14 protein-coding genes are annotated in these 15218 nt (G+C 68.8%); 9 read left to right on the top strand and 5 right to left on the bottom strand.

The features are described from left to right. Window positions 1-29 precede the first annotated feature (29 nt). The 3 genes from GTZ93_RS09065 (at window position 30) to GTZ93_RS09055 (ending at window position 4279) form a co-directional block, all read left to right on the top strand. Window positions 30-758 carry a YebC/PmpR family DNA-binding transcriptional regulator gene (locus tag GTZ93_RS09065; protein ID WP_120574244.1) on the top strand — a complete coding sequence of 243 codons (729 nt, stop codon included), beginning with the start codon at window positions 30-32 and terminating at the stop codon, window positions 756-758. A gap of 202 nt (window positions 759-960) precedes the next feature. Beyond that, entirely contained in the window at window positions 961-2601 is a 1641-nt protein-coding gene (locus tag GTZ93_RS09060; RefSeq protein ID WP_139915084.1) for a DUF2339 domain-containing protein, read from the top strand. A 49-nt stretch (window positions 2602-2650) separates the two neighbouring features. After that, a complete protein-coding gene (locus tag GTZ93_RS09055; protein WP_139915085.1) occupies window positions 2651-4279 on the top strand; it encodes a cell division protein FtsK in 1629 nt (542 codons plus the stop codon). An 11-nt stretch (window positions 4280-4290) separates the two neighbouring features. Here GTZ93_RS09055 and GTZ93_RS09050 read toward each other — a convergent pair whose 3' ends face one another. Beyond that, window positions 4291-4557: a hypothetical protein gene (locus tag GTZ93_RS09050; RefSeq protein WP_120574247.1), complete on the bottom strand. Its 267-nt coding sequence runs from the start codon at window positions 4555-4557 to the stop codon at window positions 4291-4293. After that, on the bottom strand, window positions 4554-4907 hold the full coding sequence (locus tag GTZ93_RS09045) for a hypothetical protein (RefSeq protein ID WP_139915086.1): 354 nt from the start codon (window positions 4905-4907) through the stop codon (window positions 4554-4556). Before GTZ93_RS09045 ends, GTZ93_RS09050 begins: the two co-directional genes overlap by 4 nt. Before the next feature lie 90 nt (window positions 4908-4997). Between GTZ93_RS09045 and GTZ93_RS09040 the strand changes: the two genes are divergently transcribed. The 5 genes from GTZ93_RS09040 to GTZ93_RS09020 all read left to right on the top strand — a co-directional run bounded on the left by GTZ93_RS09040 (window position 4998) and on the right by GTZ93_RS09020 (window position 9430). Then, window positions 4998-5858, top strand: a complete 861-nt coding sequence (locus GTZ93_RS09040) for an alpha/beta fold hydrolase (RefSeq protein WP_139915087.1) — start codon at window positions 4998-5000, stop codon at window positions 5856-5858. Between the two features lie 52 nt (window positions 5859-5910). Continuing rightward, a complete protein-coding gene (locus GTZ93_RS09035) occupies window positions 5911-7518 on the top strand; it encodes a patatin-like phospholipase family protein (protein WP_257978913.1) in 1608 nt (535 codons plus the stop codon). A gap of 2 nt (window positions 7519-7520) precedes the next feature. Beyond that, the gene (locus tag GTZ93_RS09030; protein ID WP_139915088.1) at window positions 7521-8273 is read left to right on the top strand and encodes a hypothetical protein; all 753 of its coding nucleotides are present in this window, start codon (window positions 7521-7523) and stop codon (window positions 8271-8273) included. Window positions 8274-8361: 88 nt separating this feature from the next. After that, window positions 8362-8763 (top strand): MGMT family protein, encoded by a 402-nt coding sequence (locus GTZ93_RS09025; protein ID WP_120574251.1) that lies wholly within the window; start codon window positions 8362-8364, stop codon window positions 8761-8763. Window positions 8764-8884: 121 nt separating this feature from the next. Further along, window positions 8885-9430, top strand: coding sequence for a M15 family metallopeptidase (locus tag GTZ93_RS09020; protein ID WP_139915089.1), 546 nt, complete (start codon window positions 8885-8887; stop codon window positions 9428-9430). On the opposite strand, the gene GTZ93_RS09015 is transcribed toward GTZ93_RS09020, so the two are convergent. The 3 genes from GTZ93_RS09015 to GTZ93_RS09005 all read right to left on the bottom strand — a co-directional run bounded on the left by GTZ93_RS09015 (window position 9427) and on the right by GTZ93_RS09005 (window position 14159). Next, window positions 9427-11835 carry a PAS domain S-box protein gene (locus GTZ93_RS09015; protein WP_139915090.1) on the bottom strand — a complete coding sequence of 803 codons (2409 nt, stop codon included), beginning with the start codon at window positions 11833-11835 and terminating at the stop codon, window positions 9427-9429. The two genes, GTZ93_RS09020 and GTZ93_RS09015, sit on opposite strands and share 4 nt — an antisense overlap. Window positions 11836-11917: 82 nt before the next feature. Continuing rightward, window positions 11918-13126 carry an extracellular solute-binding protein gene (locus GTZ93_RS09010; RefSeq protein ID WP_139915091.1) on the bottom strand — a complete coding sequence of 403 codons (1209 nt, stop codon included), beginning with the start codon at window positions 13124-13126 and terminating at the stop codon, window positions 11918-11920. Window positions 13127-13166: 40 nt separating this feature from the next. Beyond that, a complete protein-coding gene (locus tag GTZ93_RS09005) occupies window positions 13167-14159 on the bottom strand; it encodes an alpha/beta fold hydrolase (protein WP_139915092.1) in 993 nt (330 codons plus the stop codon). Window positions 14160-14277: 118 nt separating this feature from the next. Between GTZ93_RS09005 and GTZ93_RS09000 the strand changes: the two genes are divergently transcribed. Then, window positions 14278-15201, top strand: coding sequence for a hypothetical protein (locus GTZ93_RS09000; protein WP_167547949.1), 924 nt, complete (start codon window positions 14278-14280; stop codon window positions 15199-15201). The last annotated feature ends 17 nt before the right edge of the window (window positions 15202-15218 follow it).

Here is a 15218-nt window from a genome sequence, read left to right as displayed (position 1 = left end):
GGAGCGGCTCTCGGTATACTGAGGACACCATGGGACGCATTTTCGAGACACGCAAGGCGACGATGTTCGCCCGCTGGAACAAGATGGCGAAGGTCTTCACGCGCATCACGAAGGACATCGTGATCGCGGTGAAGGCGGGCGGGCCGACCATCGAATCGAACCCCGCGCTGCGCCGGGCCGTGCAGAACGCCCGCGCGGCGAACATGCCCAAGACCAACGTGGACGCCGCCATCAAGCGCGCCAGTGGTCAGGACCAGGCCGACTACCAGATCCTCCTGTACGAAGGCTTCGCGCCGCACGGCGTGGGCATCCTGGTGGAGGCGGCCACGGACAACGTCACGCGCACCGTGGCCAACGTCCGCTTCCCCTTCACCAAGCTGGGCGGGAGCATGGGCACGGCGGGCAGCGTCTCCCGCCTCTTCGAGCGCATGGGCGCCATCCGCCTGGACGCCGAAGGGCTGAACGCGGAGGAGCTGGAGCTGGAGCTCATCGACCACGGCCTGGAGGAGATGGGCGAGACCACGGGCGAGAAGGGCGAGAAGCAGCTGCTCCTGCGCTGCAAGTTCGCTGACTTCGGCAAGCTCATGTCCGCGATTGAAGCCAAGGGCATCGCGACCGCGTCCACCCAGTCCGAGTACATCCCCCTGCCCGGCACCCTGAAGGAGCTGCCCGAGGAGCAGGCCACGGAGGTGCTCAAGCTGGTGGACATGCTGGAGCAGGACGACGACGTGCAGCACGTGTTCCACAACCTCGCCTGAAGCAACGGCCTCCGGCCCCCGTGCTCACTCCCCGGGGGCTGCTGCCACGCTCACGCGGCGTCAGAGCTGCTGAAGCTCCGCCGCGTTGATGCCCGGGATGTATCAACGCCGGCGAACGGATTCGTCTCAAACTGAAGGGACGCCAGACCCGTACTTGAAGATTCCCCGGGCCGGAATGCGCGCTGGAGTACGAGGGGAGTCCATGTCGGACGAAGGTGACGGGCAGGACCTGCGGGATACGGTGAAGCGGTTGGAGGCGACGGTCGCGGCCCTGGAGACGCGGCTCGCGAGCCTGGAGTCCCGGGAGGCGCCGCGCCCCGTGACCATGCCCGCGGTCGGCACAGTCACGGCCCCGGTGGCAGTGCCCGAGCAGCAGCGGGACCTGGAGGCGCATGTCGGCACCTACTGGTTGAGCCGCCTGGGCATCGTGGCGCTCATCATCGGCATCGCGTACCTCATCACGTACCACTTCGGAGAGCTGGGGGTGCTGGCGCGAGTGGGCGCGGGCTACCTGCTCAGCGCGGGGCTGGGCGCGTTCGGGTTGTGGTTGGCGCGGCGGCACCAGCTCTTCGGGCGAATCGTCTTCGGCGGCGGTCTGGCGCTCGCGTACTTCGTCACCTACGCGCTGCACTTCATCCCGGCGGTGCGGGTCATCGACAGCGAGGTGCTGGCGCTGGTGCTGCTCGCGGGGTTCGTGGTGGCCATCGTGACCATCGCGCACCGGATGCAGTCGGAGACGGTGGCGGGCATCGCGCTGTTCCTGGGACTGCACACGGGGATGCTCAGCGACATCACCGCGTTCACACTGCTGTCCACGACGATGCTCGCGGCGGGCGCGCTGTTCTTCCTGGTGCGCAACCGTTGGGTCATCGTGCCCCTGTCCAGCCTGGTGGCCGTGTACAGCACGCACGTCGTCTGGGCGGTGCGCACGGGCCACATGGCGCCGGGTGCGCCCGAGGATGACCGGCTCCTGTTGAGCCTGGGCTTCCTCGCGCTCTACTTCCTGCTGTTCTCCGTGGCGCTGCTGGTGCGCCCGCGCGACCTGCCCGTGCGCGCAAGCCTCGCGTTCACGCTGCTCAACTGGGTGGGCCTGACGTCGCTGGGCGCGTACGAAGTTGCTCAGGAGCAGGACTCGCACCTCTTCGGCTTCCTCCTCGTCGTCGCGCTGGCGCATGGCGCGGGGGCCGTCGTGTCCAGGCTCCAGCGTGCGCCCACGGCGCTGACGCACGCGTACCTGGCGCTGACGGCGGTGACGTTCGCGCTGGCCATGCCCGCGCGCTACGACGACGTCGCGCTGGTGGCGGCATGGACGGTGACGGGGCTCGTCGCGGGCCTGGCCGCGCGCGGGGTGGAGTCCCCGGTGCTGCGGGGAGTGGGCGTGCTCATCCTCTACGTGGCGCTGGGCGCGTGTGAATGGGAGACGCAGGGACGCCTGACGTTGCTCATCGGGTTGGTGGTGGCGTTCGTGCTGGTGGAGCGCGGCGGGACGGTGCGAGTCGCGGGCCTGCCCGAACCCGAGGCCCGGACGGCCTTCACCGCCATTGGCGCTGCGGGAGCAGGACTGGCGCTGGTGGCGCTGGTGGGCGCGCGGATGCCCGACGGGCTCGTCACGTTGGGCTGGGTCATCGCCGCCTTCCTCCTCTTCGGCGTGGGCTTCGCGGTGCGCGAGCGATGGTACCGGCTGGCCGCGTTGGCGGTGCTGGGGCTCGCCTTGGGGCGGCTGGTGCTGGTGGACGTGGCGAAGCTGCCGCCGGATCAGCGCGTGGTCACGTTCATCCTGCTGGGCGTCATGTTGCTGCTCGTCTCATACACATACACGCGGCTGCGCGACCGGCGCGGGTGAAGACAGACACCGACTCGCGTTAATCACGCTATTCCGTCATGATGGCGAAATGCGCCGGTCCCAACTCAATGCGTTATTGGCCGCTGTTCACCCTCTCGTGCTGGGCTTGATGGCCTGGGGCGGCCTCGCGACCCAGGCGGGCTGCGCGTCCCTCCCCGAGACCGAGCAGGACGACCTGGAGAGCACCACCGCCGCGGTCACCAGCGGCAACATCCTCTTCGTGGGCAACAGCTTCACGCACGGCAACGAAGAGCCCGCCTATTCGTACAACAAGGCCGCCGTCACCGACACGAATGGCTCCGGCCAGGGCGGCATCCCGGGCATCTTCAAGAAGCTGACCACGCAGGCCGGCTTCACGTTCAACGTGAGCCTGGAGACGGCCAGCGGCCAGACGCTCCGGTGGCACCACACGAACCGGGCCGCCACCATCGGTCAGGCGACGTGGAACACCGTCGTGCTCCAGGAGCAGAGCACGACGCCGCTGCCCACCTCGCGCGGCGGTTCACCCACGGGCTTCACGGATGCCGTGCGCGACCTGCGCACCCTGGTGCGCGCCGCGAACCCTTCCGCCAACCTGTATCTGTATGAGACGTGGTCGTCGCCCACGTCCGTGGGCGCGCAGGGCTACCCGAGCGGGACCGCGGGGCTCCAGACGATGCAGACCGACCTGCGCGACGCCTACTTCAAGGCCTACCGCGACCTGGGCTTCACGGGCGTCGCCCGCGTGGGAGATGGCTACATGCGCGCGGTGGACCAGAACCTGGCCGACCCGAATCCCGCGGATGGCATCTCTCCGGGGATGTTCAACCTGTGGAGCGCCCAGGACAGCCGGCACTCCAGCAAGTACGGCAGCTACCTGTCCGCGGCGGTGCTGTTCGCGAAGATCACCCAGGCGGATCCCCGCGGCCTGGCGACGGGCACCGGCAGCGCGGCGGCAGAGCTGGGCATCAGCGTGACGGATGCGGTGAACCTCCACCGCATCGCCCATGAAATCACCGCGCTGCCGGATCCGGTCGTCAACGCGCCCACGCGCCTGCGCGTCACCGGCGCGACCTTCACGGGTTCAGTGACGGCGGGGACGCCGGCCAACATCACCGGCAACACGCAGCTCGCAGCGCTCACGACGTCGGAGGGCACGTTCACGAACCTCGTGGGCGCGACGGCCAACGGCATCACGAGCACCAACACGCCCAGCGCCCGGGGCACGGCGCCCGCGAACGCCAACGCGGCCGCCACCGGGCTGAGCATCCACGACGGCACGAACAACCTGAACGCCGGCCACTTCCAGTTCGGCGCGGCGTTCACCACGAAGACGCGCTTCTTCATCGTGGACAGCACGCCCACCTCGACGACGCTCGGCGACGAGGCCACCGTCACGCTGATCAACGCGTCCAACCAGGTCGTGGGCAGCTACTCGCTGGCACTGCTCGCGAGCGACTTCACCAGCTCGGCGGCGGGCAACACGTCCACCGCGCTGGCGACCGTCTCGTACACCAGCGGCGTGGCGAGCCTCACCGGCAACCCGGTGGGCACGGTGCAGTCCAAGCTCGGAGGCGTGTCATTCTCACTGGCGGACCTGGGCGTGACGGACGTCGCGAGCATCAGCACCGCCACCGGCCTGCGCATCTCCAGCGCCACGCTGGACCCGAACGTCGTCGGGATCTACACGGTCCCCTGACGGGCGCGGCCTTAGATGTCGGTCTGCTGCCGGTCCGTCACCCGGTACTCCTGCCGGTAGGCCTTGCCCCCGCGCTCGAAGGTCTCCACCACCGTGACGCCGTCCTCGGAGAGGAAGAGGCGATAGTTCGTGTCCGCCGTGGGGGTCGTCACTCCGTAGTTTCCGAAGGGAAGCTTGAAGACCACGCGCGGGGGGCGATCCGGACAACAGGCCGTCAACAGAGAGGAAGCCAGGGCACTCGTCAGCATGCCCGCGAGCACGATGCCAAGCTTCCTCATGGCTGCCTCTGGAGGCTGAGGTTCCGGTAGAGCTCTCCCGTGCCTTCCGTCGGCTCGGCTTCGAAGAGCATGGCCCTCGCGAAATCGCCGGTCGCGCCCGCCTCCGGCCGCACGGCCCACACGTTGTAGACGGCGCCAATGGGGCCCGTGCCCTGCGCGGGGATGATGGAGACACCATCCGCGGTGGCCGACACGAGCCGAACCCGGATGCCGTCGGCTTCATCATTCAGCGGATCACACACCCCACCCTGGAGCTTCGCGCCCGCGAACAGGGGCCAGCCCAGCGCGAGTCCCGCGCAGAAGAGTGCCGTCGAGGCGGCCTTGCGATGATGCGAGGAAGTAATTGGCATGGGATGGAGAGCCTGCCCCAACGCTTACGCGAAGCAACAGTGACCCCGGGGACAGGATAGCCTTCGCGCCTCCCTGCTTCAGGAGCCCTCATGAGCCTCGCCTACCTCCGACACAGCACCCTGCACCGGGGCTGCACGCTGAGCTGGTTCGTGGAGGGAGACGGTCCTCCGGTGGTGATGATCCAGGGGGTCGGCGTCGGCGCCACGGGGTGGCGGCCGCAGGTGGAAGGCCTGGCATCCCACTTCCGGTGTCTCTGCCTGGACAACCGGGGCTTCGGATCCAGCCAGCCGCCAGGCGATGCACTCACGGTGGAGATGATGGCCGACGACGTGCTCGCCTTGATGGACGCGCAGGGCTGGGAGAGCGCGCATGTCATGGGGCACTCGCTGGGCGGGCTGGTGGCGCTGTACCTCGCGCACCAGGCACGCGCGCGGGTCCGCAGCCTCGCGCTGCTGTGCACGTTCGCGACGGGCGCGGTGCCCACCCGGCTCACGCCGGGCCTGCTGCTCATGGGCCTGCGGACCCAGGTCGGCACGCGGCGCATGCGGCGCCACGCCTTCCTCCGCATGGTGCTGGCGCCCGAGGAGCTGGCCCACGCCGACAAGGACGCCCTGGCGGAGCAACTCGCGGAGCTGTTCGACCATGACCTCGCGGACCAGCCTCCCGTGGCGATGCGCCAGTTCCGGGCCATGCGGAGCGCGGACGCGACCCCGTTCCTCCGGGGGCTGGCGGGCCTGCCGACCCTGGTCGTGAGCGCCACGCACGACCCCATCGCGCCCCCCACCGCCGGTCAGGCCCTGGCGGCGGGAATTCCTGGCGCCCGCTTCGTGGAGCTCCCCCATGCCTCGCACGGCGTGCCCCTGCGCTTCCCGGACCGCATCAACGCGCTCCTGAAGGATCACCTGGACGCCGCGGAGGGCTCCCGCCAGTCCGCCACGGCGTACCGGTAGAACGCGCCGCTGGCCTAAGCTCCCGCCGTCCTCTCCGCCGCACCCCAGCCCCATGAGCCAAGACCCCACGCCCCCTGTCACAGAGAAACACGGTCCGCTCGGCCCGCTCGCGCTGTCCCTGTCCGGTGGGGGGTACCGCGCGGCGGCGTTCCACCTGGGGACGCTGCGGTTCCTCGACACCGTGGGACTTCTGTCCGATGTCGTGGGCCTGTCCACGGTGTCCGGTGGCACGCTCACGGGCCTGGCCTGGGTGGTGAGCCAGCTGGACGGCAAGCCGTTCAAGGCGTTTCACGAGACGTTCTCGGCGTACCTGCTTCAGACGAATGTGATCGCGGAGGCCCTGACGGGGCTGACCACCAACCGCGACCACGGCAGCCATGCCTGGGCCAGCCTCATCCGGTCCGCCGCGGAGGTTTACGCCCGGCCCGACTTCCTGGGCGACCGGCGCTTCGGCGAGGTCCTGGACGCAAGCGGGCTCCAGTTCCAGGAGGCCATCTTCAACACCACCGAGTTCCATACCGGCCTGGACTTCCGCTTCCGGCGCAGCAACAAACCGCTCACCATCCTGGGCAACAACGGCTACCGGATGCCTCGCCCGGTGGCCAGCCACGTCCGGTTGGCGGACATCGCCGCCGCGTCGTCGTGCTTCCCGGGCGGCTTTGAACCGCTGGTGTTCCCGCAGCAGTTCCACTGGCCCCAGGGCTATCCGCTCGCCACCGCGCTGGCGGCGCTGGGCCCGGGCTTCCAGAACGGCCTGCCACTGATGGACGGCGGCATCTACGACAACCAGGGCATCGACAGCCTGTTGCTCGCGTTCAACCGGGCGGATCCGCCGCCCACGCTCGTCATCTCCGACGTCAGCGTCCAGAGCCCGGAGATGTACAACGTTCCGGAGAACCCGACGAAGCGCGGCTGGGTGACGCTGAGCGGCGTCTCCTGGTTGGCCTACGGCCTCTTCTTCCTCACCCTGCTCTCCGCCGCCATCCTCGCGTGGCGCGGGTTCGAGACCGCTCAAGCGGGCGACTGGGAGCCTCGGGATTATTTCCTCTACCTCATCCCCGGCATGCTGACGGCGTCGGTGGCGACGGCGCTGGTCTGGGTGCGTGCGCGGCTGACGGACGTGATCACCCTGGTGAAGCGGCAGATGGACCTGGACGTCTGGCCGTCGTTCAAGAAGCTCACCGTGCCGGAGTTCACGCAGATGCTGGTGCTCCGCGCGACGTCGCTGCTGGCGCTGACGACCCAGGTGTTCATGAAGCGGGTACGCGGGCTCGTGTTCGGTCAGGTGTATGGGGACTCGCGGTTCAAGGACCGGCGCATCTCCAACCTCATCTCCGCGCTCACGGTGGACCGGCCCAACCTGTTCGCGAAACACCCGTGGCTCAAGCCGGGTGCGCACCTGGTGGCCACGGGCACGCAGGCCTGTCAGATGCCCACCACGCTCTGGTTCACGGACAAGGCTCAATTCACCGCGGTGGAGAGCGCGGGCGCGGCCACCATCTGCTACGTGCTCCTGCGCCACATCGTGGAGCACCACGCCGGGCAGTACGAAGCGCCGGGCCAGCCGTTGAATGCCCTGTATGAGCGCCTGCGCCAGGAATGGGCAGTGCTCAACCAGGCCGGTGCACCCTCGCAGGAACGACAGGCCGTGGCGGCATGACCATGCTCCTTTCCAAGAACGACTTCCTTCCGCGCGCGGAGGCCACGCTCGCCCGACTGGACGGTGCCCTCCGGGATGCGCTCTCCCATCAGGGCACGCCCCTGGTCACGACCCTGGGGAGGGCGTTCCCCAAGGACGCGCCCCTCCAGCCCGCCGCGCTCGCGAAGGCGCTGTGTCCCGGGCCCGTGTCGCATGTCGGCCTGGCCGCCGTGGTGATGCGCGAGTTGCTTGAGCCCGTGGACGCAGTACTGGATGCGTCGCTGTCCAAGGCCACGGTCGTGACGGGCAACGCGAAGGCTCCCGGCTCGCTGCTCGTCACCTGTCCCCTCCTCGTGCTGGGCGACCTGGAGGTCGATGGATTCCTGGACGACTGCGGACCGGATTCGACCATCGTGGTCCTGGGCCGCTGTGTCGCAAAGGGGCTGCGGACGTCGGGGAACTTCCTGGTCCTGGGCGACCTGGTGGTCCGGGACGTCATCCAGGGCGTCTACAACGATGAGAGTCTCATCGTGGCGGGCAACCTGGAGACGCGCTTCCTGGATGAGAATGATCACGAGGTCGCGTGCTACGGAGAACTCCGCACGGAGCATCGCTTCGAGAACGGGCGCTCCGGTGAGGAAGCCGCATCGTGGGCCTCCGCCTTCCTGGTGCCCGGCCTCTGCGACATCGACCTCGGCGAGATCGACCACGGCGAAATCTTCGAACGCATCCGGCGGAACGAACCGGTCTTCACCGAAACGGAGAAGCACCCTTGAGGTGAATGGCCTCGGGGGACGCCTCGGGTTTCGCGTGCATTGGTGGATGCCATGAGTAGGATTCTGGCAGCCCCAGCCCGGAGACCCGATGACATCCCCCACCGACACGCAGGACCCGTACGAGCGCATCTACCGCGTCTGCGAACAGGTGCCCTCCGGACAGGTGGCCACCTACGGAGACATCGCCACCATCGTCGGCGGGGCCTGTGATGCGCGCACCGTGGGCCATGCGATGGCGGCGCTGGGGTCGCGAGCGTCGACCGTGCCGTGGCAGCGCATCATCAACCGCACGGGAGGCATCAGCACCTCCGGCCACCGCCAGCGCGAGCTGCTGGAGGCCGAGGGCGTCGCCTTCGATGACGCGGGCCACGCGCGCATGGACGCGCACCACTGGAAGGGCCCGAGCGAGGCCTGGGCACGCGCCAACGGCTTCAGTGTGCTGCCGCCCAAGGACGCGCCCGCACCCGACGCGCAGCTCAAGCTCTTCTAGGGCTCACGGAGCGTCCGGGCGACCGGATACGAGCGGAAAGCGCTCGCAGGCTCGCCTGCTTTTCAGAGCGGAATAAAGGCGTCAGCCTCAGGTCCTCGCCCACTGCTTGGACCTCCGAAGAATGTCCTCTCCCCTGCTCCGCTGGGGCCTCGTGCTCCTGATTTGTCTGCTGGCACCCATCGGGTTCGCGAAGGAAGCCAAGGTCCGCAGGGCCAAGGCGAAGGCACCGCGCCTGGTGCGGATCCACACCGGCCACCGTCTCCACCGCGACGCGGCGTCCGCCTTCGAGCGCATGGCGGAGGAGGCGCGCACGGCGGGGCAGCCCCTTCTCGTCACGAGCGGGTGGCGTTCGTATCAGCAGCAGCGCTTCCTGTGGCGCCGCTACCGCAAGGGACTGGGGCCCAAGGCCGCGCGGCCGGGCCGCTCCAATCACAACCGCGGGCTCGCGGTGGACCTGGTGGTGGGCAGCGAAGAAGCGTCCCCCACGTATGACTGGCTCGCGGGCAACGCGTGCCGCTTCGGCTTCCGCCGCACCGTGGCGTCGGAGCCGTGGCACTGGGAGTACCGGCCCAAGACCACCTCGGCGCCCGACGACGGCGAGGACTGCATGGGCCGTCCCCTGGACGTGGAGCCCACGCCCGCCGTGGTCCGCCAGGACGCGAGCTAGGCCGCGTGAGGCGACAGTTCCACGATGAACTTCGCGCCGTGATCCGGCTCGCTCTCGACGCGGATGCTTCCACCGTGCGCCTCGACGATGCGTCGCGTGATGAAGAGCCCCAAGCCGAGCCCTCCGTAGTTGCGTGAGGAGGCGCGCTCGAAGCGCTCGAAGATGCGTGCCTGGGATTCGAACGGAATGCCCATGCCTTGGTCCTCGACGGTGAGCCGCGCCCTCCCCAAGTGCTTCGCCACCTCCATCCGGATGGGATGACCCGCGCCATACTTCATCGCGTTGGTCAGCAGGTTGAGCATGACCTGCTCCAGCCGCAGCCGATCCCAGCTCCCCCACACCGGCTCCCGGGCCACCAGTTCGAACTCGCAGCCTGCTTTCTGCAGCTGCTCCGCGACGTGGCCTGCCACGTGCCGCGCCACCGCCATCAGGTCCATCTCCTCCAGGTGCAGGTCGATCCGCTTCTCGTTGACGCGGGAGACGTCGAGCAGGTGCTCCGCCAGATGCGACAGCCGCTGGAGCTGGGATTCGAAGACCTCCAGCATCCGCTTCACCCTTTCCGGGGGCAGGGGGCGCGCTCCCACGAGCACGGACTCCATCTGCTGCACCCGCAACCGCATGGAGGTCAGCGGGGTCTTCAGCTCATGGGAGGCAATGGACAGGAATTCGTCCCTCGCGCGGATGGACTCCTGCGCCGAGCAATAGAGCTGCGCGTTGTCGATGGAGAATGCAGCCCGGCGGCCGAGCTCCTCCGTCAAGGCCAGCTCCGCCGGTGAATACGTGCGCCCCGGATCAGGGGAGAGGAGATACAGCACGCCCAGGGTGCGGCCTCGCGCCTGGAGGGGCACGCCGAGCGAAGGCCGGTCGTCGAGCGGCCGCAGGTCCTCCGGCAGCTCGTCGGGATCCCACAGGCCCTGTGACGCTTCGGAGACCTCCGACTCTCCCGTGGCCAGCACCCGGGCTGGACCGTGGAGGGACTCCGGCTCCGGCGGATGGCGTCGCAGGAACTCCCGTACGCTCGCGGCGCGGGCCGGCGAACGGTCCGCCACCGCCACCGGCCGCAGACCCACGCCGTCCGTCCGCACGAAGAAGACACACAGCTCCGCCAGCAGGGGCACGGCCAGCTCGGCGACGCGCTGGAGCGTGGTTTCAGGATCGAGCGAGGCCACCAACTCGCTGCTCGCCTCGGCCAGGAACCGCTGTGACACCTCCATCCGCTTGCGCTCGGTGATGTCGGTGGCGACTCCACAGAGCGCGTAGGCAACCCCATTGGCGTCGAGGAGCGGGAACTTCTGCGTGAGGTGGACGTGGATCCCATCGTCGTGCGGGAGCCGCTCCTCCCGTTGCACGGGGACCCGGCTCTGGAAGATGTCCCGGTTGGCCTGGTGCAGCGTCTCCGCGATGTCCCGGGGAAAGACATCGAAGACCGTCCTGCCGGCGACCTGTTGCCGGGTGCGGTGGAAGAGCCGCTCCCACTCGCGGTTCACGAAGAGGAAGCGCTCCTGCGTATCCAGGAGGAAGAACACGGTCGGCGCGTTGTCCAGGATGGCGCGCAGCCGCTGCTCGCTCTCCTGCAACGCCTCCTCCGTTCGCTTCCGCTCGGTCACGTCGTTCAGCACCGCGAGCGAACGGACCATCTTGCCGGAGGTGTCCCGCTCCACGATGGCGGACAGCAGGACGTCGATGAGCTGCCCGTCCTTCTTCACGAGCTGGTACGGCACGTCCTTGCACACCCCTGTCTTGTAATACTCGGGCAGGACGACCTCGCGGGCGTACCGCCGGGACTCCGGCGTGAGGAACTCCACCGATTCGCGCCCGAGCACCTCCGCGCGCGCGTAGCCCAGCGTGCTCAACCAGTAATCGCTGACGCTGATGAGCCGCCCGCGTGGATCAATGGATTGCATCATCACGGGCGTGGTGTTGTAGAGCGACCGGTACTTCTCTTCGCCCTCGCGCGCCGCGTCCTCGGCCCGCTTGAAGTCGGTGACGTCGCTGATGACGGAGGCGCCACCGCGCACCTGGCCGGCTCCGTCGCGAACCGGACTGGAGCTGACGTGCAGCCAGGTCCCCGCCGGCCTTGAGGCATTGCGCAGGAAGACCTCCGCGCGGCTGACGGTCTCCCCCCGGAGCGCCCGGCTCATGGGCAGGCGCTCGGACGGATAGAGCGTGACCTGGTCCGGCAGGTAGAGCCCGAAATGCACCGGCCAGCGGCTGACCGGCTCGTCGGTGGGCCCCATGCCCAGGATGTGTTCCCCCTTCGGGTTGATGAACACGAGGTGCTGGTGCTCATCCGCCACCAGCAGCCCCTCGCCCATGCTGGCGAGCACGGCGTCGAGGAGGCTGCTGTACTCCGGTGGCGGGCCACGTGGAGACGGATGCGCTGGGCTGTCGTGCAGGCGGGCCATGGGACGCGTGGAAGGGACGGACTCTTCCCTCTTCAACGATGGGGGCTCGCCCGCCCATGTGCCAGACACCGCCCGCCCGGCGTTACTGGAGGGCTTCCAGCAGGGCCGCCTGGAGCGCCTTCCGGTTCTCCGGGAAGCGCTGGTTGGGATAGGGCCGCGCTCCGCTCAGGAGGGTTTCATACTGCTTGTACATGGGGTCGGAGCGTGCGGGCTCCTGCTGATAGAAGGCGCGGTTGGCCTGGAGCAGGTAGCGAGGCCGGGTGCCCTGGGGGCCGTCTTCACTGAAGGCGATGAGGCTGCGCGTTTCGGGGTCCTGCATGAACGACGTGAAGGCCCGGGCATCCTCCGCGCACGTCCCCGTGCAGTTCGCGTTGAGCACCAGCGCATCCACGAAGACCGCCGGCGCCGAGCCCGCGCCCAGCGGGACCGAGATGACCTCCGGGAGCGGCATGGAGGGCTGTGACTGGAGGATGTAGAACAGGCGCTCGGTGTAGCCCATGAAGCCGTTGGCCTGCTCCTGGGCGAAGGCCACTTCCGCCACCGTGTTGTCCGCGTAGCTGCCATCCAGGCACGGATTGACGCCCGCTTCGAGCGAGCAGCTGTCGACGACGTCCGCGAACGCGTTCAGGGTCGGTGAGTCGAGCGGCAGCGAGATGGCGCTCGCGAGCGCATCCCCCGGATGCGTGTCCGCCCAGGCATCGATGTACGAGGAAGGCAGCGTCCAGCTCCCATCGAGGTTCGTCGCCAACGGGCGCTTGCCGGGCGCCGCCTCGCGAAGGATTCGCACGAGCGAGGCGCTGTCCGTCGCGGACCGGATGTTCGTGGTCCGCGAATAGACGACATTGGTGCAAAGGTAGGTGGGCACGCCGTAGTTCGCACCGCCAATGCGGACCGCCTCCTCCGCCGCGGAATGCACGACGCCCGCTTCCAGCGCGACCGGCTGGATCCACTTCTTCTCCGCGAGCGAGCCGAGGATCAGCGTGTCCACCTCCACCACCTGGGCGGCCCCGGTCCCCGTGCCGAGCAGCTGGTTCAGCGTCCCGCCTTCATCCAGGTCATAGACATCCAGGTTGGCGTCGAAGACGACGTCCAGGTCGATGTCCGGATGGGCCGCTTCGAAGTCGGCCTCCAGCCGTTGCTCCAGGCTGGCGAAGCTGTCCCCCGCGGAGTCGGGGATGTATGGGAACAGGACAGCCTTCAGCGGACGCCTGGGAGTGGGGTCGGGATCGGGTGATTCCGAGCAGGCGCTCAGGACCAGGACGGCTGGGCAGATAAAGGCTTTCCAACTCATTGCTGTGACCTCTCGGGTGCGATGTCAGTGGGGCGAATGCCTAGCGCGCGAGGAACGCGCGCATCTCGGAGACGACCTCCGCCTGTCGTGGGAGCCAGAGGTAGTGCCCCGCGCCCTGGAGCGTCACGAGCTTCCAGTTCGGCAGGCTCTTGAGCAGGGCGTCCTGGGCGGCCTCGTGCTGGCTCAGCTCCGGAAGGAACGCGCGCGCTCGCTCGCGCAGGTCGGCGGGGACGTTCTCCGCCTGGGCCAGAAACGCCACCCACCCCGCGAAGGCCTGGCCGTCGGAGAGGGCCAGCACCGGGCCCCGCAGCTTCGCGTAGTCCGGCAAGGCCGCGCCCCGGATGCACTGCTCCGTGGCCTCCGGCAAGCGGTGGTAGCGCAGGTACGCGCCCGTGCCAGCGTCGAACTCATACGCCTGATCAATCTCGTGCGGCGGGAACGGTCCGCCCAGGTCGCGCGCCAGCAGCGCAGTCACCGCCTCACGTGACGGCTGCCCGTCGAGCACGGTGAACGGCAGCGGCGGCAACGGGCCCGGCTTCAGGAACTCGGCGATCTCTCCCTTGTTGTCCGTGGCGTCCAGGAAGATGAGCGCCTCCACGCGCTCTGGATGATTCAGCCCCATCCAGTTCAGCTCATCCCCCGCGAGCGAGTGCCCCGCGAGCGTCGCCTTCGCGAGCCCCAGGCCCTCCATCGCGGCCAGCACGTCGTGCCCCAACGTCGCGCTGTCGTAGCCGGTGGCCGGCCAGCTCGACGCACCGAAGCCGCGCCGGGTGAAGGCATAGACGTGGTGCGTGGCGATGAACTCCGGCGCCAGCACGTCGAAGACATGGGCCGTGCTGCCCACGCCTGCCAGGAACACCAACGCCGGACCCTTGCCGCCGTAGTCGAGCACCTCCAGCTCGACCTCCGGGGCCACTCGCACCCGGCTCACCTGGTGCAGTGGATCCACCGGGCCGCCGGGCGGCGGTGACGGCGTGGTCGCACAGGCGGAGAGCAACAGCACCCACGACAGACGAAGCCAGGACGTTCGCATGGGTGGAAACCTTTGCATGCCCCACCGCGACAACGGAACGGGCCCAAGGTCGCAAATCAGGCCTGGCTCGACTTCGGCGTAATTTTCCAACCCCCGCTGAATCCCCCCTCGGAGACAGATGATTCGCTCGAACTGGATGACGTGGTCCCCTGCCCTGCTGGTGTCCGCGGGCCTGATGCTGGCCGCGTGCGGCGGCCCGGAGTTGGAAGCCCCTGGGATGGACGTGTCTGCCATTGGCACGGTGGAGGGCGAAGCGAACTCGCCCATCTACGACCGGGCGCGCGCGTACGCCGCCGCCAATCCCAAGCGCGACGGTGGTTCGTGGAACCAGTGGTGCGGTTCGCTGATGGTCCGCTTCGGGCAGCTTCCGGACTCCGCCGTGCGCCCCACCGCCATCGAGGCCTACCGCGCTTCGCGCATCGTCTCCACGGACGCGTCCAAGGCGCTGACCGGTGCCTTCCACTGGTGGGACATCGGCTCCGCGGGCCACGTGGGCGCGGACCTGAACGGCGGCGGCGGCACGGTGTTCATGGCCACGTACAACCTCTCCCAGTCGTGGGGAGATGCGATTGGCGTCAACAGCGTCTCCGGCTACACGTCGAAGACGGGCGCGCGCTACCTGGGCTGGTCCATGGACTACGCGGGCGGGAAGATCGCCGGCGGAGGCCAGTCTCCGGGCGGCGGCTCCAGCAGCCTGCCGCAGACGACCACCGAGTTCGACGGCATCCCGGGTGAAATCTATTACAAGCGCATCCAGACGGTGGGCAAGCGCGACTACGGCTACACGGGCCCCATCGACGGCGTCACGGGGCCGAACACGGAGAAGATCCGCGTGCGCATCACCGCGCGCGAACTGAACCGGCGCGGCGGACCTCGCACCTCCTCCGAGGACGATGGCATCCCCGGCTCCATCTACTGGACCCGCGTGCAGACGGTGGGCCGGTCCTTTGGCTACACCGGCCCCATCGACGGCCTCCCCGGCGCGAACACGTACAAGGCCGAGCACATGATCTGCGCGTACGCCGTGAACCGCGCGTTCTGATGTCGCCCGGTGCCCCA

Origin of the sequence: Corallococcus exiguus (assembly GCF_009909105.1) — a bacterium.
Classification (GTDB): Bacteria; Myxococcota; Myxococcia; order Myxococcales; family Myxococcaceae; genus Corallococcus; species Corallococcus exiguus.
The sequence above is the reverse complement of the archived record's forward strand: the minus strand, read 5'-3'. Positions and strand labels throughout refer to the sequence as shown.

What these genes read in the sequence shown, in the direction of transcription:
- GTZ93_RS09065 (WP_120574244.1), top strand. Translation starts at nt 30, where the DNA reads ATGGGACGCATTTTCGAGACACGCAAGGCGACGATGTTCGCCCGCTGG.
- GTZ93_RS09060 (WP_139915084.1), top strand. Translation starts at nt 961, where the DNA reads ATGTCGGACGAAGGTGACGGGCAGGACCTGCGGGATACGGTGAAGCGG.
- GTZ93_RS09055 (WP_139915085.1), top strand. Translation starts at nt 2,651, where the DNA reads ATGCGCCGGTCCCAACTCAATGCGTTATTGGCCGCTGTTCACCCTCTC.
- GTZ93_RS09050 (WP_120574247.1), bottom strand. Translation starts at nt 4,557, where the DNA reads ATGAGGAAGCTTGGCATCGTGCTCGCGGGCATGCTGACGAGTGCCCTG.
- GTZ93_RS09045 (WP_139915086.1), bottom strand. Translation starts at nt 4,907, where the DNA reads ATGCCAATTACTTCCTCGCATCATCGCAAGGCCGCCTCGACGGCACTC.
- GTZ93_RS09040 (WP_139915087.1), top strand. Translation starts at nt 4,998, where the DNA reads ATGAGCCTCGCCTACCTCCGACACAGCACCCTGCACCGGGGCTGCACG.
- GTZ93_RS09035 (WP_257978913.1), top strand. Translation starts at nt 5,911, where the DNA reads ATGAGCCAAGACCCCACGCCCCCTGTCACAGAGAAACACGGTCCGCTC.
- GTZ93_RS09030 (WP_139915088.1), top strand. Translation starts at nt 7,521, where the DNA reads ATGCTCCTTTCCAAGAACGACTTCCTTCCGCGCGCGGAGGCCACGCTC.
- GTZ93_RS09025 (WP_120574251.1), top strand. Translation starts at nt 8,362, where the DNA reads ATGACATCCCCCACCGACACGCAGGACCCGTACGAGCGCATCTACCGC.
- GTZ93_RS09020 (WP_139915089.1), top strand. Translation starts at nt 8,885, where the DNA reads ATGTCCTCTCCCCTGCTCCGCTGGGGCCTCGTGCTCCTGATTTGTCTG.
- GTZ93_RS09015 (WP_139915090.1), bottom strand. Translation starts at nt 11,835, where the DNA reads ATGGCCCGCCTGCACGACAGCCCAGCGCATCCGTCTCCACGTGGCCCG.
- GTZ93_RS09010 (WP_139915091.1), bottom strand. Translation starts at nt 13,126, where the DNA reads ATGAGTTGGAAAGCCTTTATCTGCCCAGCCGTCCTGGTCCTGAGCGCC.
- GTZ93_RS09005 (WP_139915092.1), bottom strand. Translation starts at nt 14,159, where the DNA reads ATGCGAACGTCCTGGCTTCGTCTGTCGTGGGTGCTGTTGCTCTCCGCC.
- GTZ93_RS09000 (WP_167547949.1), top strand. Translation starts at nt 14,278, where the DNA reads ATGATTCGCTCGAACTGGATGACGTGGTCCCCTGCCCTGCTGGTGTCC.